This is a genomic window from Providencia sneebia DSM 19967, assembly GCF_000314895.2.
GTDB classification, from domain to species: domain Bacteria; phylum Pseudomonadota; class Gammaproteobacteria; order Enterobacterales; family Enterobacteriaceae; genus Providencia; species Providencia sneebia.
Genome location: NZ_CM001773.1, coordinates 3,331,239 through 3,352,880, shown reverse-complemented (window position 1 = coordinate 3,352,880; position 21,642 = coordinate 3,331,239). Strand labels below are relative to the sequence as shown.

Genomic DNA, 21,642 nt, shown 5'->3' with positions numbered 1-21,642 from the left:
TTAACGATTTATAGAGGTATTTATTGCAGTTAAACTCACTGCCTATTTTATATTTTTTAATGCCTTGAACATGCCTTCCGCAAAATAACTTTGCCCATTTTCTACCCCTGGCAGCACAAAGTAATATCCTCCACCGAAAGGTTTAATATAGCGTTCAAGTGGCTCTCCATTAAGGCGTTTTTGAGTATCAATAAAACCCGTTTTCAGGTTTTTTTGGTAAGAAACAAAAATCAGCCCCATATCAAGTAAACCCGTAGGCGTTAAGCCTAATGAATAACTATAACTACGGCGTCTTAGTTTTGCGGTATAACGTTCTGGATTGCGTGGTTCTGCGCGTCGCATATGGGAATCAAATAAAATACGGTCGCCATGCGGATCTTTGGTAAATTCGGGATCATCATGTTCATGTTTTAGCCCAATAGGTGCTCCCGTATTTTTATGACGGCCAAAGTCATTTTCTTGATCTTCAAGTGGTGTTCTATCCCAAAATTCAAGATTAAAACGAATAAGCCTAACGGCTTGGTAAGTTCCACCTGTACACCATGCCGGCTCCTTGCTGCCTGGAGTTATCCAAATAAGCTCATCCATAAGCTGTTTATCATCGTTTGGCGCATTACCCGTTCCGTCTTTAAATCCAAACAAATTGATTGGTGTTGAGCGTTGATCTATGTCTCTTGAAGGTAGGAAACCGTCAATCTTCCAAAGAGGGGACATGAAAGATGCTGTATGACTTAGGATATCACGCAGTGCATAAATAACACTTTCTTGGCTGTTGGCACAGAACTGTAAAACAATATCACCACCACACCAATTTTTTTCAAGCCTATCATTCGGAAAGCCTGTCATCTCTACAAGATAGTGAGGTTTTACTGCATCTAAACCAAACCTAGAGTCGAACAGGCTGTCGCCAAGTGATACGGTGACAGTGAGTGAATCAGGCTGAATATGAGTACCAAGAATACCTGATTCAGCTGGTGGCATTTTATCATTATGATTTGCCGGAGCCACTTGCTGTTGTGTGAGATAGGCAATTCTTTTCGTCAGTATCTCGAACAATTGTTGCAGTTTATCAAGTGAATCTATAGTGACATTGAATGCAATAAATGAAGCACTCTTTTGCTCTGGTGTAATGACTCCCGCTTGGTGTAAACCTTCAAATGGAATAGTTTTATGATAAGCGGCGAGACAATCATTTTGTTTTGTTGATGTTGCAAATGATGGGGCTGCGGCAACAAAACTACCAATTGCTAATGTTTTTAATGCGTTGCGTCTAGAAAAGCTAAATGGCGCAGACGTTTTTTGTGGTTTAGCCTTCATGGCTTATTCCCTCAATATTTGTAATAAACATCGACATCAAGTTGAGCTCTTAAAAGAGCGAGAATTTCTGCTTGCTGTGTTAACACCGAGTACAGTGCCATTTTATCTTTTTGATTCAATTGGCTATACGGCTGATACTGATCGGTATTTAGTTTATATGATTGAATGATCTTATTGGCTTTTTGGTAATTATTTTCGATCTGACTTAATGTGTCAGGAAGAATAAATGGTGAAATAACATTGACGATTTCTTGAGAGCCATACAAGTTAGCTGCAATATCGGTGAGATCTGATTGACTATAGATATTTTCTTTACCTGCTAATTTGGTCTCTAGGATCATTTCAATAAAATCAGCAGCAGACTGGACAAGTTTTGGAATCTCAATTTGTTCAACAGCAACTCTTTTTTGCAAATCTCGCGCTTTCATTAATAGCTCATCGGCTGCTGTTAATGCTGCTTTACCATCTTTTTTATCGAATAGTTGGTATTCCACTAAGTGAAAACCACTAAAACGGTAATCTTTTTCACCATCAATAAAATAATCAGCTCTAGCATTAATCACACGATCTGTATTCCCAAATAAAATAATAATTGGGCGAATAGTTTCATAATATTGATGCGCTAAAATATAGGCATTTTCAGCCGATTTTAAATCATCTTTTTTGAGACTTTGGTTCAGGATAATTAATTGAGAAACCATCTCGCTTAATTGGTTTTGCGTGAATTTTAAATAGTTGTTGATGATGGGCTGATATTTTTCTGGGGTTGGTATATCACCTTTCGCAATAATAATCTCATCCCCTGTTTGTACAGGAGATCTTAATGCTTTTGCAGAAGATGTCGCGGGTACTGCCGCGACTAAAAGTACACTGCAAAATAAGCTTATTGCATGATTTATCGTATTACGCTTTTGCATGTTTTTTACTCCGAGAAAACAGCGTGATAACAACAATCCAGTAAACAATAAAAGTAATAACACTTAACCAAATAGGTTGCGAACGATATGCAAAGAATGAAGAGATAAAGTTACCTGTAATATCTGAATCATCCAATAACCAAGTTGTATCCCATGCTGGGTAAATTAAAAACTCAGGGATTGGGAAATCATATTCAATAAGCAGGTTAGAACTTTCTTCAACGCCTTTTAAAAGTAATGAAAGCGCGAGGAAGAGTAAAATAACACCTGTTACTTTAAAAAAGATTTTCCATGATACAAAGCGGTTTGTGAGTAAGAAAACATAGAGAGTTAATCCCGCAATTAGGATACCTCCACCAACTTCAGTGAAAAATTCAGAAGCATTACTGGAATTTAGCGACATAATAAAGCTGGAGAGAAATACAACAATCTCACTGCCTTCACGCGCAATGGCAATAGCAATAATTATAGCGGCTCCCCACCAATTATGGTGCTGAGCATTACGTTGAATACCGGATTCAATTTCAGATTTCATGGAACTTCCGTGTTTATTCATCCAGTAAACCATCTGGACAATTAAAATACAGGCAAGAATTTCCATAAATATCATGAATAAGGATTGTCCTGTGTCGTCAAGGACATTAAATACGCCATAAATTAATAAGGCGAGTAGTACAGAAATGACAAGGCCTAGAACGACACCGCCCCATAAGTATTTCATTCCATTTTTGGCATCTGGATGGCGTTTTATCCAAGCATAGATAATACCAATGACCAGTAATGCTTCGAAACTTTCACGCCATACAACAAATAAAACCTGACCCATAATTAACCTACGTTGTTTATTTCGCTATGATCTCACCTTTAGGGTGAGAAAGGTGGAAGTCATCGAAAAAGGTATAACTACCTGGTTTTAATGGCGCAATAACCACAACAGAGCTTGCTCCTGGTGCGAGGACTTTTTCTTTTCGTAACTGTGTACTTTCAAATTCAGCAGGCTCAGTTCCTGTATTTGTGATTTTGATACGAATAATGGTTTTGGCTGGCACTTCAAGCACACGAGGAATGAGATCGCCATTTTTCATTTCTAATTCAACAGTGAACTTTTCAGCTGCAAAAGTGGAGCTAGAAATAAATAAGGAACAGGCCAGTAAAGCAAAGCTTAGTAGTGTTCTCATAATATTGGCTCTAATAGATATCAGTTTAAATAAATATCATCGGGCTAAAACAAAAAGGGCTATCGCAATTATGAAACAGCGGCTAGCCCTAAAAACCCTTAATTTATATTCCGAAAAACTCAAGTGTTATTTTTACCTTGAATTTATGGATTACAAAAAATGGTTAATAACTACCTTTACGGCCTATGCCGGCATAGTCGAAGTCCCATTGTACTTCAAATGGTTTGAACCATGGAGCAACACCAGTTTCTTTATCAATGTGACGGCCAAATTCCACTTTTTCATTATGTGAAGGTGGATAAACTTTATAAACAACGCGGTATTTGCCATTGCCATCTAATTTAATATTTTCACCATAATGTGGACCATCACTAGCAACCATTGGCATAAATGTGCCTGATTGTGTTTGTGGTTTATCACCGAGTTTAGTTACAGTATATTCAATAGTTAGATAAGGGATCCAATCTCCTTCGGCGAAACCATTAGGGTTATCTTCCACGGCATGAATATCAGCTTCTAAATGGATATCAGCTTTATCGGCTGCCAGATGAGCCTTAGCATGATGCCCTTCTTCTGTATCCATTGTGATTGGTTGTAAATAAACGCCTTGTATTTCCATTCCATCTTTAATAATTGGATGGCCTAAAGGATATTCTTGAGCGAAAGCCGCGGCTGTAAATAGAGCTAAACTCGAAATAGCAGCTTTAGAAACGAATTTCATCTTATTTCCTTACCATTTTTATTTTGTGGATCTCAATGATAATCATTATTATTCATAATGTTCAAGTTAAAGTTTTAAGCTTATAATTTAAATTATAGACAACCATATGAAAAACATTAAGAAAAATGTTTTATATAAAGGGTTATTATTTTCAAGAAATTATCTTTCTATGCTAATAGAATGATTCATATTTGTTTCTTTATTGTAATTAATAATTAGAGTAAATAGATTTGGTAAGATCAGAATACAAATTTATAAATTAAAGGGGCAATTTATGCAAAAACGATATCTTGATTGTAGTGCATCAGAAATAGTACAAATGAATAAAGTCAGTTTATTAGAGTCAATTAAAGCGAGTGAAGGTCGTTTATTAGTCTCTGAAACGATAGGAACAATTCAACCTGTTTTGATGACAATAACAAATGCAGAATTAGCCGCAAGCCAAGGTGCAGATATTTTATTGTTGAATATATTTGATGTAAATAATCCTGTTATTCAGGGGATCCCAACTGATACAAAACCCCAAGAGATTATTCGTACATTAAAATATCTGACAGGCCGAGCAATAGGCGTCAACCTTGAACCTGTTCCTGCTGGATTTAATAATCCTAATCAGGATATTCAATGGAAGATTTCTGAAGGACGATTAGCAACCGCTAAAAATGCAATAATTTTAAAAGAGATGGGTGTTGACATAATAGTCTTAACAGGTAACCCGGGAAATGGTGTTACAAATGAAGAGATTAATAAAAGCTTAAAAGAACTTAAATCTGCTGTAGGAGATGACGTCATCCTTATTACAGGAAAAATGCATGCTGCCGGTGTATTAACGGCTTCAGCAGAGCAGTTGATTACTGAAGAAGATATTCGCTGCTTTATTGCAAATGGTGCTGATGTCATTTTATTACCTGCACCAGGTACTGTTCCAGGAATCTCATCAGAATTTGTGCAAAAAATGGTTACTTATTGCCATTCTCAAGGCGTGTTAACAATGACTGCAATTGGTACTTCACAAGAGGGTGCAGATAGACAAACTATCCGCCAAATTGCATTGATGTGTAAAATGGCTGGAACAGATTTACATCATATTGGTGATTCTGGTTATAACGGCATAGCCTTGCCAGAGAATATATTAAATTATGGTATTGTCATACGAGGAGTAAGGCATACTTACTCAAGAATTGCCCGTTCGATAAATCGCTAATTTACTGAAAGTTAGAAAATATGGCCCATTTAAATGTTAATTAATAAGTGGGCTATATCTATAATACAAATAAAATTTAGTTTTTTAGCATTAGTTATCATTCATTATAGTTATTCTTTTCATCAGAATGTCTATAAATAATAATCTCATTTTGAGATGGGAAAGGGAACTTAATGATAAAACTAAAAATAATTAAAATAAAGAAAGAAGCAATAAGCATAATAATAATACCCCAACCAGCAGAGAAATAGTTAAAAACAAATAATATCATGGGAATAAATATACCTAAAAATATTATACCAGTTAATATTTCAGTAAATTTGAGGTTCTTATAAGGTTTTGAATCAACCTCAAAAGTTTCAGGGTTGATTTGTAGATATGCATACACATGGTTTTTTATTTTAATACCAGGGATTCTAGCTAAACCTTTAAGCATAGAGTAAAGAATTTTTTTTCGATTATTTATCCCATTAAACGAATTGTTATGAATGACGGTTTGTATTGGTAGTTTAAACTCCTTTATAGCACCAGATGATTCTTTATAATTAAATTTCAGTAAATCAGGATTTTTTCTAGCACCTATCTCTAAGTCTACGATATTATCTGCGCATACATCTTTCCATTTAATGTCGATAACGTTGTTGGGTTGATTTTTTAAAACACATTTAAATCCCTCATTATCAACTATAAAATAACCGCCTATTGTTTTTAATCCAAGTACTAAAAGGTAACAAGGAAAGATCATAATCAATATTAAAAATAAAATTAAAGGATATTTAGGTACAATAGAAAGTAAAAGAATGATCATGGCTATTGCCATACATAACATAATAGTACCAATTATATATGCAGGTAATTTTCTAACGTTTCCTGTGATCGGATTTATGGGGGAATTTAACTCATCAGGTAATGGGTATTTTAGTATTTTATAATTAATATCATCATGTTTGTTCATTTCGTTTAATTATTCTTACCTGAAAAGATAATTGAATTTAGATGGGAAACCATAACATAAAATAAAGGTAATAACTATAATCCTAGATAACAGCATGAGCATTAAGACTTTAAAATTATAATAAAAATCAAAGAAACTGTTCTTAATGGAATCTATTTTAGCAATAAAAATTTATACAATTTCGTTTGTTCTTCAGGTAAAATTTTAGTCATTTTTCTAAAAATAAAAGAAGTGAGTTATGTCGCAAAATACTAATACGGTGCCCAAAGTTGGTTTCGTTTCACTAGGCTGCCCTAGCGTTAAAAATACAACAGTTTTATCGGAGAGTGAAATGCAACTTAATATTTAGATGTGATTATAAATTTCTTTGTCAGTAGGTACTGAAAATATATTGTTCTTATCTTGGCATAAAATGAGCTAATTGTATCCATATGAATTAATTGCAATAATTTATTTTTATCGTTTTTAGATTGATATTCTGATGTGGGTATTTTATTGCGTAACAATATTAATTCTTTCGTTTTTTAATCATTCTGCTAAACTAAAATTTAGCATAAGTAACTTAAATGGCACTAAAGAATGGATTACATTAAGCAACATTTTGTCAATTTGACAAAAGAAGAGGAAATGATTGCTATTGCTATGGATAAAGGCATCGCGGGGGTTCAGGAAGTAGCAGCAGATGTTTACGATACATTAGGTGATGGGTTTAATCGATCAATGAGAAGGGCATATTCTTATGCATTTGATGACGATGAATATAATTTAATACATACACAAGATAGTCGATTAGTTTCAGCGATTAGCAAATTTTCATTTAATTACAATCCAATAAAAGATATTGTTAATACTTATATTGAGTTAGTATTAATTGAAAAAAGTGAAAGTGAAGTAAAGAGTATTCATGATAAGCTACTAAAGAAACTAGGTAAAAGTGCTAAGCTTGCAACAAAAAGACTTACAAAAATGGTTATCATTGAGGCTATAGTCGAATCATTGTACCAAACAATTTTATTTAGCCCTGCTGTAAGAAAAAATGTGAAAATAGTTTCAAATATTGCATATACAGCTATTGGGGGGTATGGCAGGTTTGAACAAGCGTCTATTGCTGCTGAAGAATTAAGGTGGAATAACCCATATTTTTATTGGAAACTTTATGGTAAGGGAATTGAAATGTTATATTTTATTCCAAAGCCTAAGTTAGAAAAAGGGTTATATCTTGTAAATGGAAAAAATACTGATGATGATATAGTATCTACAATAATTGATTTGATTGTAGGATAGTTTAATGAAAAATTTTATATCTTATTTTTTTAAAGACTTATTAAGTAATTTACTGATTACAATAGCCACCATCGGCATAATTATTATTTATATTGTTTTTTTCCTAATCATTGGTTTTTACTAAGCTTTATTACTATTTGTATAGTTCCTTTTTATCAAAAGATAATTAATTTCTTCAGAAGGTGAAAGGTCACCCTCTAAAATTAAAAAATATTATCATTAGATATTGAATATCCTTCTGTGCCTGATACCAAATGCCGCCACGCTATAGATTCATACTTCATTAATAGTTTTTCATATGGCATTAATTCATTGTTGTTAATCGAGTTAGGATAAACACACGATACTTCAACTAATGAAGATTTTGTTAATTTTAACTCATAGAATTTTTCTAATCCAGCTTGCCCGCTAGTTCGATAAAAATAGAATACAGCATCAAATAATTCATTATTATTCAATGCAACACCTAGCAATGGTGATGACTTATCTATAGGTTTTAATATTTGAATTGGATGATGGGATGAATTCTGTGTTCTAGTCATAGAATGATTTAAACCAATAACTTGAATTTCATTTTCATGACCTAGTTGGTAACGATTACCAATAGAGTCTTTGGATGAACATCCCGTAGAAATTAAACCTTGTTTATCACCTTTTAAGCTTAAATAGATAAGATATGACATGGACTTCCTAAGTGCGAATAAATATTGTAGGTAGCATTGTAAATTTAACTTAGTTAATATGCAATATCCTTCACCAATTATTCAAACTATATAACTAATTATATTACTTATGAGCAATAAAAATAGAGTTCCAACTGTTGGTTTCGTTTCACTCGGCTGCCCTAAAAATCTTGTTGATTCTGAGCGCATCTTAACTGAATTACGTACTGATGGTTATCAAGTTGTGCCTAGCTATGATGATGCTGATCTGGTTATCGTCAATACTTGTGGTTTTATTGATAGCGCAGTACAAGAATCTTTGGAAGCAATCGGTGAAGCACTGAATGAAAATGGCAAAGTGATTGTCACGGGATGTCTTGGTGCTAAAGAGAATCAAATTCGAGAAGTTCATCCTAAAGTACTGGAAATCACAGGACCACACAGTTACGAGCAAGTGTTAAATCATGTTCATCATTATGTACCAAAGCCACAACATGACCCATTTTTAAGTTTAGTGCCCGAACAAGGTGTTAAGCTAACGCCTAAACATTATGCTTATTTAAAAATTTCGGAAGGTTGTAACCATCGCTGTACATTTTGTATTATTCCATCAATGCGCGGTGATTTAGATAGCCGTACAGTTGGTGATGTTTTAAATGAAGCTAAAAGATTGGTTGAATCTGGCGTTAAAGAACTATTAATTATCTCACAAGACACGTCAGCCTATGGTGTTGATGTAAAACATCGCACAGGATTTTGGGATGGGCAACCAGTCAAAACCAGTATGGTAGGATTATGTGAGCAATTAGCATCTTTGGGTGTATGGGTGCGTTTACATTATGTTTATCCATATCCACATGTAGATGATGTGATCCCATTAATGGCGGAAGGGAAAGTTCTGCCTTATCTAGATATTCCTCTACAACATGCTAGCCCAAAAATTCTGAAATTAATGAAACGCCCAGGTGCGGTGGAAAGAACTTTAGAACGAATTAAACGCTGGCGGGAAATTTGCCCTGAGTTGACATTACGTTCCACATTTATTGTTGGTTTCCCAGGGGAAACTGAAGAAGATTTTCAAATGCTGCTTGATTTTTTACAAGAGGCACGTCTTGACCGAGTTGGCTGTTTTAAATATAGCCCTGTTGAAGGCGCAAAAGCGAATGAGCTTGCTGACCAAGTCCCAGAAGAAATTAAGGAAGAACGTTATCATCGCTTTATGCAATTACAGCAACAAATTTCAACTGAACGTTTGCAAGAGAAAATTGGCCGTGAACTTCTTGTAATTATAGATGAGGTTGATGATGAAGGTGCGATTGGACGTAGTATGGCAGATGCGCCAGAAATTGATGGTATGGTTTATATGAATGGCGAATTCGATGTTAAACCGGGTGATATTGTTAAGGTGATGATCGAACATGCTGATGAATATGATTTATGGGGTAGTATTACATCTAAATAAGAATAATTTCCCGTTGCTAAGTTAGCAATTATTTTAGAACGAGTCGAGTAAAAGCCTGTCAGATGATGATCTGTCAGGCTTTTTTTGCGTGAAAAATTATAATTAGATTTGTTATTTGATGTTTTTTCCTTATATTGTTCTATATCAAAGAATAAAAATCTATTAATAAATAGTTTGATTTGTGATATTAAATCATAGTGAGAAATAGACATAATCAAAGAAAGGTTCATGTATATAAGGATGGTTATGTCTGCTGATTTATCCTATTTAGTAAGTTTTCAAAATACCGAAGAGGATGTTGTGGAACTTATCTCTTCTGATTTACTGGTACATTTTTCTAACAGTTCAATAGAGAATTGTTTGGTTACCATTAATGACCAATCCATTGGTGCTTTATTGATGAACCCGGTAGGTAACATATTATGGCTAAGTCATAAATCAATAATGCCTTGTACAATCACAAGTCAGTTTTCAAGTTGTACAACAATGGAAGCAAAATTTCGTTTGTTTGTTGAGCCAATTCAACAACAAGATAAATTCTATTATCTTGCACCAATCTTAGGTGAAAATAGATCACTTATTGCTGTTGTGGTATTTGTTTCTGATGAAGCAAATAGTACTATTCTTCTCGCATTAGCCCATTCTGTAGGTCGTGAAATTAGTGAAAAATAAAACACTACCGTCATTTGCAGGATCTTGTCTTTAATACCAATACGCATACTCGGATGGAACATCGGGAGCTGAGTATTCAGGAAGTAGAGAAATCAGCCATTATTGAAGCTGCAAGAGTCTGTCGAGGCAAGATCCAAGATATGTACCAAGTACTCAATATGGGAAGAACAACGCTGTGGCGAAAACTGAAGCAATATGATATTGACATTAAAGACTATAAATAATAAAAATTATTTTTTGTTACATCCAAAATAATACAGCTTGTCAACAAAATACATAGTGACCATTGATGATGTTATTTTGAAATAAAACGTCATTTAGCTGACGATCTTTTAGTTTTCCCCTTTTGAATCTAATTAGATTAAGTGCAATAAAAACTATCACAGCATCAAAATTTAGATAATCAAAAAGAGAAAACCATTTTTATCAACCTGATTACTCTATTGTGAGAGATGCATCATCAATTGATATCGTCAATTTTGCCTTTTCTTTTATATCATTAATGGTTTCACCGATATCGACTAACATCGGTATTCCTAATCTTGCTGCAATAATGCTTGTATGCGAATAAGGTGATCCATTTGCTAAAATCACACCAGAAACCATAGGATGTTGGCAACGAAGTATTTCTGATGGCCCCATGTTATCGCTAAGAATAATTGATGGCACAGTTAAGTTAATTTGCTGCGGTTTGATGGCGAAAATTAACATTAATAATTGGTTTTTTAAATCATCAATATCAATGTACCTTGCTTGCAGATAAGGATCGTCTAATTGTTTATATTGTGCTGACATCTCATTAAAAACAAAATTTATCGCATCATAAATGCTACTGTTGTTATCTTTTATTTCATATTTGATAGCATCAATAATGTCGTCATCATCAAGTAATAAACTATGACCGCGGAAAATATCAGCAATACTTTTACCAAGTTGTTCGGTTAGGTTATTTGCTCGTACCTCAAGTTGTTTTTTTAGCAGGGTAATTGCTTGAGTAACTTTATTTATGCGATTTTCAATACTTTCATTATCGAGATGTTCCTTATCAAGACTAGAATATTCTGTTGTTGATTTCCAGTGATAAGCAACGCCTGATACTGTTGGTGTGTAAATATTCTTTCCATTTAAAACAGTTTTTCCATTTGTATGAATATCATCACCAAAATTCTGTTTTGCGAGTTGTTCAAATGCAGTTATTGCAGTTGCGCTGTCAGGACCTTCTGCAATTAATGTAATTTTATCACCATAACGGACTTGTAATAGCGCAATTTGATTCATGCTTTTAGCATCAGCATATTTTTTATCTTTGCAAAGCTCAACGTCTACATCGAAACCCGATAATAATGCCGCAAGTTTTGCTGCTGGCCTAACATGTAGCCCAGATGGATTTTTGACTATCCATTCACTTTTGATTGCTTTATCAGATAATTTACTTTGTTCAGTTTCTTGTGAAGCCGCTTCCGTGCTTTCATCATTAAGTTGTTGCTGTTTTGAACGCAATGCTTGGCGTGCTTCTTCTAAAACAGTATCAATTGATGCACCACCTGAAGTCGCTGCGGTTATTGCAATTGTCCCTTCAACAAGAGGAGCGCTACATAAGTAAACTTTTTGTGCTAAATCAGGGTCTATTAAATCTAAAGCAGTTTCAGCGCTAAGTAGGGCGCTACCTAAATCCATCAATAAAATAATATGAGATGCTTCAGAAAGTGTTTCGATTGCTTCCATGACTTTTATTGCATCAGTGCCAATAGGATGCTCTTCATCATCGATACCTGCTGCCGCAATAATTTGGCAGTTTTTCTTATCTTGCATTTGTTCTGCTAGTTGAAGTAAGCCATCAGCTAGCATTTTGCTATGGGATATAATAATAAGCCCAATCATTTAACTTCTCCTTTACATTGTCAGGAAAAATATTTTACGTTTTATTTTAAACGCAATAATAGAAAAAACCTCAAAGCATTATGGCAAATAATAATGAAGAAGTATTTTATTTTATGGGAAATAGTGAAGGATATAGAATGAATTTATCTATAGAATTATTTGTCATTGTTCCAAAGTGTTAAGTTAAACATTTTATCCTTTCAAAGAAAAGTGGGTTCAATAATTGAATATTGAACCCACCTAATTTAAATTTGTTACAGTATTTTATAATTACACTAGGGAATATACGTAATCAATATTAAAAATAAATTTATATTAAATAATCAAAATAATTAATGGATTTGTATAAGGTAATCAATTAAATATTTTTCTAGTATGCTGCTACTTTTGTAGGGCATGTGTTTTTAGTATAGGTATTTATATAATGGTATTCTTGTATTAATTGAGGTAAAGATTTGATCCCTAGTTTTGTGTAAATATTAGAACGATGAACTTCTACTGTTCGTGGTGACACATCTAATTTTTCAGCAACTTCTTTACTTGTGTTCCCTTCAATTATCATGTCCATAATTTCTTTTTCGCGTTTCGAAAGACGATTAAACTTGTTTGTTAATATTGTGTATTGTTTATACTCTTCAATTTTTCCTATAAAATTATTAGTTGCCTCATTGATTGAATGTACAATTTTAACTCCAATTTCATTTTCTTTAAACGGAAATGAAAAGAAATCAAAAGCCCCTGATTTAAAGCTTTCTCGACAGAGTGTGATGGATGGATCTTCTGATAGAACAATAAAAGGTACAAGACCAAATAATGCATTAAGATTATTCAATTTATTAATGTAATTATCATCGTTATTTACAAAAATAAGAATACAGTCTGCACATCCTTCATCCGAAGGATAAGTATAATTACTTGTAAATATATCGATATCACAATAGAAATTAGAATTAAACCCAAAAGTATCTAAAACTGATTTCAGTTTATTCTTAATGACATTATCGTTTTCTATGATTACGTGGATGGTGTTATTCATCACCATACTCCTGTTTCACTGATTTCATAAAATATAAGAACCAATTTAGCTAACTAAGCTTATGGTAATAATTGTTACTAATCTTTTTCGATTTTTATTATTATAATCAGGCATTAAATTTATATTAAATCTTACATTTGGATAAAATTAATATAAGAATATAAATGTTTGTTAAAGATAATGCCTATATGTAAGAAAACATAAAAAAACCAACTAAATAATATAGGTACAAACACTTATATTATTTTTACGGTAATAAATTTTTTAATATGGTATAAAAAATTATTATATAATGGAATAAGAATATCTCAAAAAGGTAGTCATAAAAAGTGTTGTAATCTATTTTTGATGTGTTTTCTTTTGTAATTGATAACTGTGCCGCAAAAATAATTCTATTAGTTACAAGTAAAAATACATAAAAGTTGTGTCTATCATGATAGGTTTGGGATGATTTTTATCTCTATCATGTTAGAATTTTTACCCATTTTACTTTTTAGCTTAGCGAAGATATTTAATGGCTTCTTTAAAAGATGTTGCTCAACTTGCCCATGTTTCATTGATGACTGTTTCTAGAGCCATCAATAATCCTGAGTTACTAAAACCTGAAACATTAAAACAGGTTCGTCAAGCCATTGAAACTTTAAACTATGTCCCTGACTTCTCTGCTCGCAAGATCAGGGGGAAAAGTTCAAAAATATCGACAGTTGGTGTGCTGGCGCTAGATACCGCGACAACGCCTTATTCAGTTGAAATTATTCTTTCAATAGAGCAAACAGCAAGGCAGTTTGGTTGGAGTAGTTTTGTTGTCAATATTACCTCTAATGAAGATAGTGAACGAGCGGTTAGACAATTATTATCTCAAAAGCCCGATGGTATTATTTATACGACAATGGGATTAAGGGAAGTTACTATTCCTGACAGTTTATATAATAGCCATTTAGTATTAGCTAACTGTATTGATGAACAGAGATGTTTTCCTGCTTATATACCTGATGATTATAACGGCCAGTATTATGCTATTTCTAGGTTAATTGAAAAAGGTTATCGAAAGCCGCTATGTTTATATATTCCTGAAGAAACATTAGCGGGGATAACACGTAAAAAAGCGGTGGAATCCGCATGGGAAACAGCCGGACTATCTCATTCAGCTTTAAAACAATATCATTTAAAAATGGGAGATGAGCATTACCGAGATGTAATAGCGCTTATTCACAGCCATTGCATTGATGGTCAGCCCGATTTTGATGTTGTGGTCTGCGGTAATGACCGTATTGCTTTTTTGGCTTATCAAGTGTTATTGAACGAAGGGCTAAGAATTCCCGAAGACGTGGCTGTATTAGGTTATGATAATATGATTGGTGTTGGTGAATTATTTTATCCGCCTTTAACGACAGTTGTACTGCCCCATTATCAATTGGGCCATCAGGCTGCATTACATGTGATTGAACAACGTGAAAATAACGGAGTTCAATATGTACCTTGTGAGCTACTAGAAAGAGAATCTTTGTAAAAAAATACGCTTAGTATCAAGTACTAAGCGTATAAATATTCTGTTCAATTGATGAACAGAAGTATTATTTAAGCTATCAGAATAAATGTAATAAATTTATTCTGAAAAATATTTCGTAGAAGTTAACTCAGCCTATTACCCGCTTTTTAAGCGGCCATATTGTTCCTTGAATTAATTTAGCCTGCTGATTAATGGTAAATATTTTTAGTTTTCTCTCATTTTCTTTAGGGTAGATCCGGCTACTAAAAGTTAATTCTCCGTCATTAATAAAGACTTCTAAGCTAGATTTATCAATAAAAGCTCTTACTTTAAGATGCCGAGTTTGTGGTAATGGCGCACTGCGATAGCCACTAATTGCATATTCAGGATAATGACGCGATAAAGTGAGTTGCTGGTTTTGTCCATCAATAAAAAACTCTGCTCCATCTCCTAACCAAAAACCAAATTTTTCGGCTGGACTTTGTTGTAAATCCCAAATGAGTTCAATTTCACATGAACTCGCTTCATCGAGTAAAGTCAGGGAACTATTTTTTGTTAAAGTACAGGGTGCAATATCAATTTGCTCTGTACGTAAAGATGTTAACTCGTTAATTGGATTAGAGATAATCTTACCTTGATCATCTAATGTTAATTCGCGAGGTACAGTGAAACATCCGCACCAACCATGTGCTTTTGATGGCATGGCGCTTTCCCACATATCCATCCATGCAATCGCAATGCGTCTGCCATCTTGAGCTAAAAAGGTTTGCGGTGCATAAAAATCATGCCCCATATCTAATTCAGAAAACTGATTAGTGATTTCATATGGCTGATTTGGTGACCAATTCCCCACAAGATAACCATTTTGGTAGAGGTTTCGATATTGATGTCCTTGCGGCTTTTTCCCCTGAGGTGAGAATAGTGTGACAAATTGTTCACCTAATGAGAAAAAGTCTGGGCATTCCCACATATAGACATTTTTATCATCTGTTTTTGCTAAAACTTGATAATTTTCAGACCAAGTAAGTAAGTCGTGGCTAGTGAATAAAAGAATTTGGCCTTGATCTAAGCTATCTCTTGCGCCGACAACCATCCACCAGCGATCATCTTGATACCACACTTTTGGATCACGAAAATGCATATAGCCTTGAGGGCAGGGAACAACGACACCTTTTTTTTCAAAATGAATGCCATCATGGCTGATAGCAAGGCATTGAGATTGATGAATATGACTATCGTCACCTTCACCCGATAACCAAATATGCCCAGTGTAGAATAGATATAATTGGCCATTATGGCTGACAGCAGATCCCGAGAAACAGCCATCACGGTCAAATTCATCCCCTGGAGCAAGCGCGATAGGCTGGTGTTGCCAGTGGATCATATCTTCACTTGTGGCATGTCCCCAATGCATTGGCCCCCAATCTGCACTAAATGGATGGTGCTGATAAAAGGCATGATATAAACCTTCATGATAAATGAGTCCATTAGGGTCATTTAACCAACCGGCATAAGGGGCAAGATGATAGTTAGGGTAAAATTGATGTTGAAGAGTTTGTCTTGCTTGGTTAAGGGCTGTTGATGCCAGTTCGATACGCTGTTTCATCATAGATCCTTGTCTGCTTGTAAATGATCCCACTCTATGTTTCTTTAATCTTAGATAGTGAGTGTTTGGTTATATCTATGAAATCTCGTTACTCATTAAAATCATTTATTATCATTTGGTTATATTTATTCTGTATGGATATCAAATTTTTATTTAGCGATAATTTTTAGATGATGTGACATATCGCATGTACATATTTTTAGATTTCAATTTATACTAATTAACACTAATGTTAACGTTAACAGCTTAAAATTTCTAGTCTCAATTCAATTTTATTGTCAATGTTGGTAACGTAAGCTAAATATTTACGGGGAGAAAAGTAATGAAAATTTGGTCTTTGGGGGATGCTGTTGTTGATTTGATCCCATTACAAAATAGGCAATATGAAGCTTGTGCTGGTGGCGCGCCTGTTAATGTTGCTGCTGGAATTGCAAAACTTGGGCAACCTAGCGGATTTATTGGCCGAGTAGGGGAAGATGCATTTGGGCATTTTATGCAAAAAACATTGTTTGATATTGGTGTTGATACGCAAGCAATGGAGTTTGATGAGCAATATCGCACAAGTACAGTGTTAGTTTCTTTGCATGAAGATGGAGAACGTGAATTTACTTTTTTAGTTTCACCATCAGCCGATCAATTTCTTAGCGCTAAAAAGTTGCCAGTATTTGAAAAAGATATTCTGCATTTTTGCTCTCTTGCTTTAGTGAATCCTGTTTGTCGCAACTCACTTAGTGAAACTATGAAAGCAATGAAATTTGCGGGTGGGATATTAAGCTTTGATATTAATATTCGCCCTCAAATGTGGCGTGATCATAATGAAATGCACACCATTGTGAATCAATTTGCTCATCAAGCCGATATTTTAAAATTTTCTGAAGAAGAATTGTTGTGGCTGACAAAAGAGACTGAGCTTGAAGATGCCATTAAAAAAATAAATGATTATCCAGCCCATTTGAAGATAGTGACACAAGGAGCAAAAGGCTGCTTTGTCTTTACTGCTAAAAAACAGATAGCTATTAGTGCTTATCATGTCACCAGTATTGATACAACGGGTGCTGGTGATGCGTTTATGGCAGGTTTGCTTGCTGCAATTGCGACTTTGGGAATGCGTGATGATGATGAATATTTTATGAAAATTATTACTCAGGCGGCAGCTTGTGGTGCTCTTGCAACAACTCGCAAAGGCGCAATTAATGCGGCACCGACACGAGAAGAACTTGAGGAATTTATCAATCAGCAACCTCCATTACACCAAAGAGAATTATTGCCAGTAAATTAAAATGATGAAGGTGATAAATAAAAATATAACTAATTAATTATCTTAGATTTTATTGTTATTTTATGATGAATGATTAGCCATGATTTTATCTGGCTAATTTTCTTTGTTGTTTCAAGCAAACGATTGCGTATATACTCTAAGTCAATTATTCGCCATCTGGTATTAAAGGTTTCTATTATGAGTCAAATCGGTACAGCATTATGCCCTTCGGCAACTAAAGTGATGTTATTAGGGGCAGGTGAATTGGGTAAAGAGGTTGCGATTGAGTGTCAACGTTTAGGCATTGAAGTCATTGCGGTTGATCGTTATGACAATGCACCCGCTATGCAGATTGCACACCGTAGTTACACCATTAATATGCTCGATGGCGAGGCTATCCGTCATTTGGTTGAAAATGAAAAACCCGATTTCATTGTGCCTGAAATTGAAGCTATCGCGACAAAAACATTACTTGAACTTGAAAAAGAAGGGCAAAAAGTCGTGCCATCGGCTAATGCCGTTTATTTGACTATGAACCGTGAAGGTATTCGCCGATTAGCAGCTGAAACATTATCTTTGCCCACTTCGGATTACCAGTTCGTTGAGAATTTAGCCGATTTTAAAGCGGCTGCGATAGCAATTGGTTTTCCATGTATTGTTAAACCTGTCATGAGCTCATCAGGAAAAGGGCAAAGTGTTATCCGCTCAGAGCAAGATCTTGATAAAGCTTGGCTCTATTCTCAAGAAGGTGGACGAACAGGACAAGGTCGTGTCATTGTTGAAAAAATGGTGAATTTTGATTTTGAAATTACCATGCTGACAGTGAGTGCAGTTGATGGCATACATTTTTGTGCACCAATAGGACATCGCCAAGAAAAAGGGGATTACCGTGAATCTTGGCAGCCTCAACAAATGAGTGAAAAATCATTACAAAAAGCGCAAGAAGTGGCGGAAAAGATAGTGACAGCATTGGGTGGATATGGCTTATTTGGTGTTGAGCTATTTGTTGTTGGTGATGAGGTTATCTTTAATGAAGTCTCACCGCGCCCACATGATACAGGGATGGTGACGTTGATTTCTCAGAATCTCTCTGAATTTGCTCTGCATGTACGAGCATTTTTAGGATTGCCAATCGGGATTATTCGTCAATATGGCCCAAGTGCCTCGGCGGTCATTTTACCTGAGTTACACAGTCGTGATGTTACCTTCTCTGGCCTTAATCAAGCTTTAGATTCTGATATCCAATTGCGTTTATTTGGTAAACCAGAAATTGCAGGAACACGTCGCTTAGGCGTGGCATTAGCAATAGCCGATGTGCTGGAAGAAGCGTTAGAGAAAGCAAAAAAAGCGGCGACATTAGTAAAAGTGAGTGGCTAAATAATTTCTTTATAAAATGATATTTATGATGATTGCAATCTGAATAAATCCAATATTGCAGCAAAATTATTGCTATTTATTGATGATTTTTAACAAAAAACACATGTTTCATCATTTCTGTTAATGTGGTTAACTGACTGATAGTTCATTATTATTGTTAAGTTAATCACATTTTTATCCTCATTATCCTACAGGCAAAACCATTCACCATTCGAATTTGACCGTTTAATTGCGTATGCAACCGCTTAGCTTAACTTTACCCCTTTCTGATTAGTTATTTCTTAACATATACAGCATGGCAGAGCTCAACTCTTTTCATCATAAAACTGCCAGAAAAGATTTAGCGGCAATCAAAAATAATATTTATTAAATTCAATGGGTTAGTTTTATTTGTTAATCAGCAAATAAAGCGTAGGTGAAATTCGTTTTTACCTTATTAAGGGTGTTCTATGACCAAAAAAGCTATCTTAAAGCACATTCCATGGGTGATCCTAGGGATAATTGGTGCGATTTGTCTTGGAGTGGTTGCTCTTAGACGTGGGGAACATATCAGTGCGCTATGGATTGTTGTAGCCTCTATTGCTGTTTACCTAATCGCTTATCGTTATTACAGCTTGTATATCGCAAAAAGGGTGATGCAGTTAGATCCTACTCGTGCAACACCTGCAGTGATTAATAATGATGGTTTGAACTATGTTCCAACCAATAAAAATGTTCTATTTGGCCACCACTTTGCAGCAATTGCAGGTGCTGGGCCATTAGTTGGACCCGTTTTAGCGGCTCAGGTCGGTTATTTACCGGGCACATTATGGTTACTTGCTGGGGTAGTTTTAGCAGGGGCTGTGCAAGATTTCATGGTGTTGTTTATCTCATCACGCCGTAATGGTGCTTCTTTAGGTGAAATCATCAAAGAAGAGCTGGGGACAGTACCAGGAACGCTCGCACTTTTCGGTTGCTTCCTGATTATGATTATCATCCTTGCGGTACTTGCGCTGATTGTTGTGAAAGCGTTAGCTGAAAGTCCATGGGGTGTATTTACTGTTTGTTCGACTGTACCAATTGCGCTATTTATGGGGATATATATGCGATATCTCCGGCCGGGTCGCGTCGGTGAAGTATCCGTTATTGGTATTGTCTTGTTAGTCCTCTCTATTTGGTTTGGTGGCGTTATCGCTCATGATCCATACTGGGGTCCAGCATTAACATTCAAAGATACAACGATTACTTATGTATTAGTTGGTTATGCATTTATCTCTGCATTACTGCCAGTTTGGTTGATCTTGGCGCCTCGTGACTACCTTGCAACTTTCTTGAAAATTGGGGTAATCGTTGGTTTAGCGGTTGGTATTGTTATTTTGAACCCAGAGCTAAAAATGCCAGCTGTGACACAATTTGTTGATGGTTCAGGTCCTGTTTGGAAAGGGACATTATTCCCATTCCTATTCATTACCATTGCTTGTGGTGCAGTATCTGGCTTCCATGCTCTGATTGCATCAGGAACAACACCTAAGTTACTTGCGAACGAAAAAGATGCTCGTTACATCGGTTATGGTGCGATGTTAATGGAATCTTTCGTGGCAATCATGGCGTTAGTTGCAGCTTCAATTATTGAACCTGGTTTGTATTTTGCAATGAACACACCACCTGCGGCATTGGGTATTACTATGCCTAACTTGCATGAGCTTGGTGGCCCTGATGGTGCGGCAATTATGGCACAATTGAGGGATGTTTCAGCACATGCAGCAGCAACTGTCAGTTCATGGGGCTTTGTCATCTCTCCTGAACAAATCATGCAAACCGCGAAAGATATTGGTGAGCCGTCAGTCTTGAACCGCGCGGGTGGTGCGCCTACATTAGCTGTTGGTATTGCTTATGTATTCCATGAAATCATCCCTGGTGCTAACATGGGCTTCTGGTATCACTTTGGTATCCTATTCGAAGCACTATTTATCTTAACAGCATTGGATGCAGGGACTCGTTCAGGTCGCTTCATGCTGCAAGACTTATTGGGTAACTTTGTCCCATTCTTGAAGAAAACAGATTCATTAGTCGCAGGTATTATTGGTACAGCAGGTTGTGTTGGCTTATGGGGCTATCTCCTGTATCAAGGTGTGGTCGATCCTCTTGGCGGCGTTAAGAGCCTATGGCCACTGTTCGGTATCTCGAACCAAATGTTAGCTGCGGTCGCGTTAGTCCTAAGTACAGTTGTCTTAGTGAAGATGAAACGTAGCAAATATATTTGGGTTACTGTGCTACCAGCAGTTTGGTTATTGATTTGTACAACTTGGGCGTTAGGATTGAAACTGTTCAGTGATAATCCGCAATTAGAAGGCTTCCTCTATCTGGCGAAATCTTACAAAGAGAAAATTGCCGCTGGCGGTGCAGATTTAACTGCGCAACAAGTTACTGATATGAATCATATTATTATCAATAACTACACGAATGCGGGTCTAAGTATTCTGTTCCTAGTTGTCGTCTACGGTATTATTTTCTATGGTATCAAAGTCGCAATGAAAGCACAGAAAAACCCAAATCGTACTGATAAAGAAACACCTTATGTACCAGTTCCTAAAGAAGGTGTGAAAACTGCTTCACATTAATCTTTAGTTAAAAATGAGTGCCC

18 protein-coding genes and 1 pseudogene are annotated in these 21,642 nt (G+C 35.4%); 9 read left to right on the top strand and 10 right to left on the bottom strand.

Annotation, left to right across the window (positions count from 1 at the left end):
* Positions 1-42 precede the first annotated feature (42 nt).
* The 5 genes from efeB to OO7_RS13855 form a co-directional block, all read right to left on the bottom strand.
* Positions 43-1,317, bottom strand: coding sequence for an iron uptake transporter deferrochelatase/peroxidase subunit (gene efeB, locus OO7_RS13875; RefSeq protein WP_008916560.1), 1,275 nt, complete (start codon positions 1,315-1,317; stop codon positions 43-45).
* 11 nt (positions 1,318-1,328) lie between these two features.
* Entirely contained in the window at positions 1,329-2,234 is a 906-nt protein-coding gene (locus OO7_RS13870) for an EfeM/EfeO family lipoprotein (RefSeq protein ID WP_008916559.1), read from the bottom strand.
* Positions 2,221-3,060 carry an FTR1 family iron permease gene (locus tag OO7_RS13865; RefSeq protein WP_008916558.1) on the bottom strand — a complete coding sequence of 280 codons (840 nt, stop codon included), beginning with the start codon at positions 3,058-3,060 and terminating at the stop codon, positions 2,221-2,223. Before OO7_RS13865 ends, OO7_RS13870 begins: the two co-directional genes overlap by 14 nt.
* 16 nt (positions 3,061-3,076) lie before the next feature.
* Positions 3,077-3,412, bottom strand: coding sequence for a cupredoxin domain-containing protein (locus tag OO7_RS13860; protein ID WP_008916557.1), 336 nt, complete (start codon positions 3,410-3,412; stop codon positions 3,077-3,079).
* A gap of 163 nt (positions 3,413-3,575) precedes the next feature.
* Complete coding sequence (locus tag OO7_RS13855; RefSeq protein WP_008916556.1) at positions 3,576-4,133, bottom strand: iron transporter; 558 nt, start codon at positions 4,131-4,133, stop codon at positions 3,576-3,578.
* 274 nt (positions 4,134-4,407) lie between these two features.
* On the opposite strand from OO7_RS13855, the gene OO7_RS13850 reads away from it, so the two are divergent.
* Positions 4,408-5,337 carry a DUF7916 family protein gene (locus tag OO7_RS13850; RefSeq protein ID WP_008916555.1) on the top strand — a complete coding sequence of 310 codons (930 nt, stop codon included), beginning with the start codon at positions 4,408-4,410 and terminating at the stop codon, positions 5,335-5,337.
* Positions 5,338-5,434: 97 nt separating this feature from the next.
* Here the strand turns inward: OO7_RS13850 and OO7_RS13845 are convergent, their stop codons facing one another.
* Positions 5,435-6,292 (bottom strand): hypothetical protein, encoded by an 858-nt coding sequence (locus OO7_RS13845; RefSeq protein ID WP_008916554.1) that lies wholly within the window; start codon positions 6,290-6,292, stop codon positions 5,435-5,437.
* A 579-nt stretch (positions 6,293-6,871) separates the two neighbouring features.
* On the opposite strand from OO7_RS13845, the gene OO7_RS13840 reads away from it, so the two are divergent.
* A complete protein-coding gene (locus tag OO7_RS13840; protein ID WP_008916553.1) occupies positions 6,872-7,576 on the top strand; it encodes a hypothetical protein in 705 nt (234 codons plus the stop codon).
* 203 nt (positions 7,577-7,779) lie between these two features.
* Here the strand turns inward: OO7_RS13840 and OO7_RS13835 are convergent, their stop codons facing one another.
* On the bottom strand, positions 7,780-8,259 hold the full coding sequence (locus OO7_RS13835) for an Hcp family type VI secretion system effector (protein ID WP_008916552.1): 480 nt from the start codon (positions 8,257-8,259) through the stop codon (positions 7,780-7,782).
* Between the two features lie 109 nt (positions 8,260-8,368).
* Between OO7_RS13835 and rimO the strand changes: the two genes are divergently transcribed.
* From rimO to OO7_RS16880, 3 genes and pseudogenes are all read left to right on the top strand, one after another.
* Complete coding sequence (rimO, locus tag OO7_RS13830; protein WP_008916551.1) at positions 8,369-9,700, top strand: 30S ribosomal protein S12 methylthiotransferase RimO; 1,332 nt, start codon at positions 8,369-8,371, stop codon at positions 9,698-9,700.
* 246 nt (positions 9,701-9,946) lie between these two features.
* Positions 9,947-10,372, top strand: coding sequence for a hypothetical protein (locus OO7_RS13825; RefSeq protein ID WP_008916550.1), 426 nt, complete (start codon positions 9,947-9,949; stop codon positions 10,370-10,372).
* 86 nt (positions 10,373-10,458) lie between these two features.
* Positions 10,459-10,596 (top strand): annotated as a pseudogene (locus tag OO7_RS16880) (helix-turn-helix domain-containing protein); the annotation flags it as partial.
* A 211-nt stretch (positions 10,597-10,807) separates the two neighbouring features.
* Here the strand turns inward: OO7_RS16880 and dhaM are convergent.
* Positions 10,808-12,253, bottom strand: a complete 1,446-nt coding sequence (gene dhaM / locus OO7_RS13820; protein ID WP_008916548.1) for a dihydroxyacetone kinase phosphoryl donor subunit DhaM — start codon at positions 12,251-12,253, stop codon at positions 10,808-10,810.
* Positions 12,254-12,623: 370 nt separating this feature from the next.
* Positions 12,624-13,289, bottom strand: a complete 666-nt coding sequence (locus OO7_RS13815; protein ID WP_008916547.1) for a response regulator transcription factor — start codon at positions 13,287-13,289, stop codon at positions 12,624-12,626.
* A gap of 514 nt (positions 13,290-13,803) precedes the next feature.
* On the opposite strand from OO7_RS13815, the gene OO7_RS13810 reads away from it, so the two are divergent.
* Positions 13,804-14,799: a LacI family DNA-binding transcriptional regulator gene (locus OO7_RS13810; protein WP_008916546.1), complete on the top strand. Its 996-nt coding sequence runs from the start codon at positions 13,804-13,806 to the stop codon at positions 14,797-14,799.
* Positions 14,800-14,926: 127 nt separating this feature from the next.
* Here the strand turns inward: OO7_RS13810 and OO7_RS13805 are convergent, their stop codons facing one another.
* Positions 14,927-16,384, bottom strand: coding sequence for a glycoside hydrolase family 32 protein (locus OO7_RS13805; protein ID WP_008916545.1), 1,458 nt, complete (start codon positions 16,382-16,384; stop codon positions 14,927-14,929).
* Between the two features lie 322 nt (positions 16,385-16,706).
* On the opposite strand from OO7_RS13805, the gene OO7_RS13800 reads away from it, so the two are divergent.
* From OO7_RS13800 to OO7_RS13790, 3 genes are all read left to right on the top strand, one after another.
* The gene (locus OO7_RS13800; RefSeq protein WP_008916544.1) at positions 16,707-17,663 is read left to right on the top strand and encodes an aminoimidazole riboside kinase; all 957 of its coding nucleotides are present in this window, start codon (positions 16,707-16,709) and stop codon (positions 17,661-17,663) included.
* A gap of 177 nt (positions 17,664-17,840) precedes the next feature.
* A complete protein-coding gene (gene purT / locus OO7_RS13795; protein ID WP_008916543.1) occupies positions 17,841-19,019 on the top strand; it encodes a formate-dependent phosphoribosylglycinamide formyltransferase in 1,179 nt (392 codons plus the stop codon).
* 449 nt (positions 19,020-19,468) lie between these two features.
* Positions 19,469-21,619 carry a carbon starvation CstA family protein gene (locus OO7_RS13790; protein ID WP_008916542.1) on the top strand — a complete coding sequence of 717 codons (2,151 nt, stop codon included), beginning with the start codon at positions 19,469-19,471 and terminating at the stop codon, positions 21,617-21,619.
* Positions 21,620-21,642 lie beyond the last annotated feature (23 nt).

Coding starts and splice junctions, on each gene's coding strand:
- OO7_RS13800 (WP_008916544.1), top strand. CDS start 16,707: ATGAAAATTTGGTCTTTGGGGGATGCTGTTGTTGATTTGATCCCATTA.
- OO7_RS13865 (WP_008916558.1), bottom strand. CDS start 3,060: ATGGGTCAGGTTTTATTTGTTGTATGGCGTGAAAGTTTCGAAGCATTA.
- efeB (WP_008916560.1), bottom strand. CDS start 1,317: ATGAAGGCTAAACCACAAAAAACGTCTGCGCCATTTAGCTTTTCTAGA.
- OO7_RS13825 (WP_008916550.1), top strand. CDS start 9,947: ATGTCTGCTGATTTATCCTATTTAGTAAGTTTTCAAAATACCGAAGAG.
- OO7_RS13840 (WP_008916553.1), top strand. CDS start 6,872: ATGGATTACATTAAGCAACATTTTGTCAATTTGACAAAAGAAGAGGAA.
- OO7_RS13870 (WP_008916559.1), bottom strand. CDS start 2,234: ATGCAAAAGCGTAATACGATAAATCATGCAATAAGCTTATTTTGCAGT.
- OO7_RS13860 (WP_008916557.1), bottom strand. CDS start 3,412: ATGAGAACACTACTAAGCTTTGCTTTACTGGCCTGTTCCTTATTTATT.
- OO7_RS13850 (WP_008916555.1), top strand. CDS start 4,408: ATGCAAAAACGATATCTTGATTGTAGTGCATCAGAAATAGTACAAATG.
- OO7_RS13835 (WP_008916552.1), bottom strand. CDS start 8,259: ATGTCATATCTTATCTATTTAAGCTTAAAAGGTGATAAACAAGGTTTA.
- dhaM (WP_008916548.1), bottom strand. CDS start 12,253: ATGATTGGGCTTATTATTATATCCCATAGCAAAATGCTAGCTGATGGC.
- rimO (WP_008916551.1), top strand. CDS start 8,369: ATGAGCAATAAAAATAGAGTTCCAACTGTTGGTTTCGTTTCACTCGGC.
- OO7_RS13805 (WP_008916545.1), bottom strand. CDS start 16,384: ATGAAACAGCGTATCGAACTGGCATCAACAGCCCTTAACCAAGCAAGA.
- OO7_RS13790 (WP_008916542.1), top strand. CDS start 19,469: ATGACCAAAAAAGCTATCTTAAAGCACATTCCATGGGTGATCCTAGGG.
- OO7_RS13855 (WP_008916556.1), bottom strand. CDS start 4,133: ATGAAATTCGTTTCTAAAGCTGCTATTTCGAGTTTAGCTCTATTTACA.
- OO7_RS13810 (WP_008916546.1), top strand. CDS start 13,804: ATGGCTTCTTTAAAAGATGTTGCTCAACTTGCCCATGTTTCATTGATG.
- OO7_RS13845 (WP_008916554.1), bottom strand. CDS start 6,292: ATGAACAAACATGATGATATTAATTATAAAATACTAAAATACCCATTA.
- purT (WP_008916543.1), top strand. CDS start 17,841: ATGAGTCAAATCGGTACAGCATTATGCCCTTCGGCAACTAAAGTGATG.
- OO7_RS13815 (WP_008916547.1), bottom strand. CDS start 13,289: ATGAATAACACCATCCACGTAATCATAGAAAACGATAATGTCATTAAG.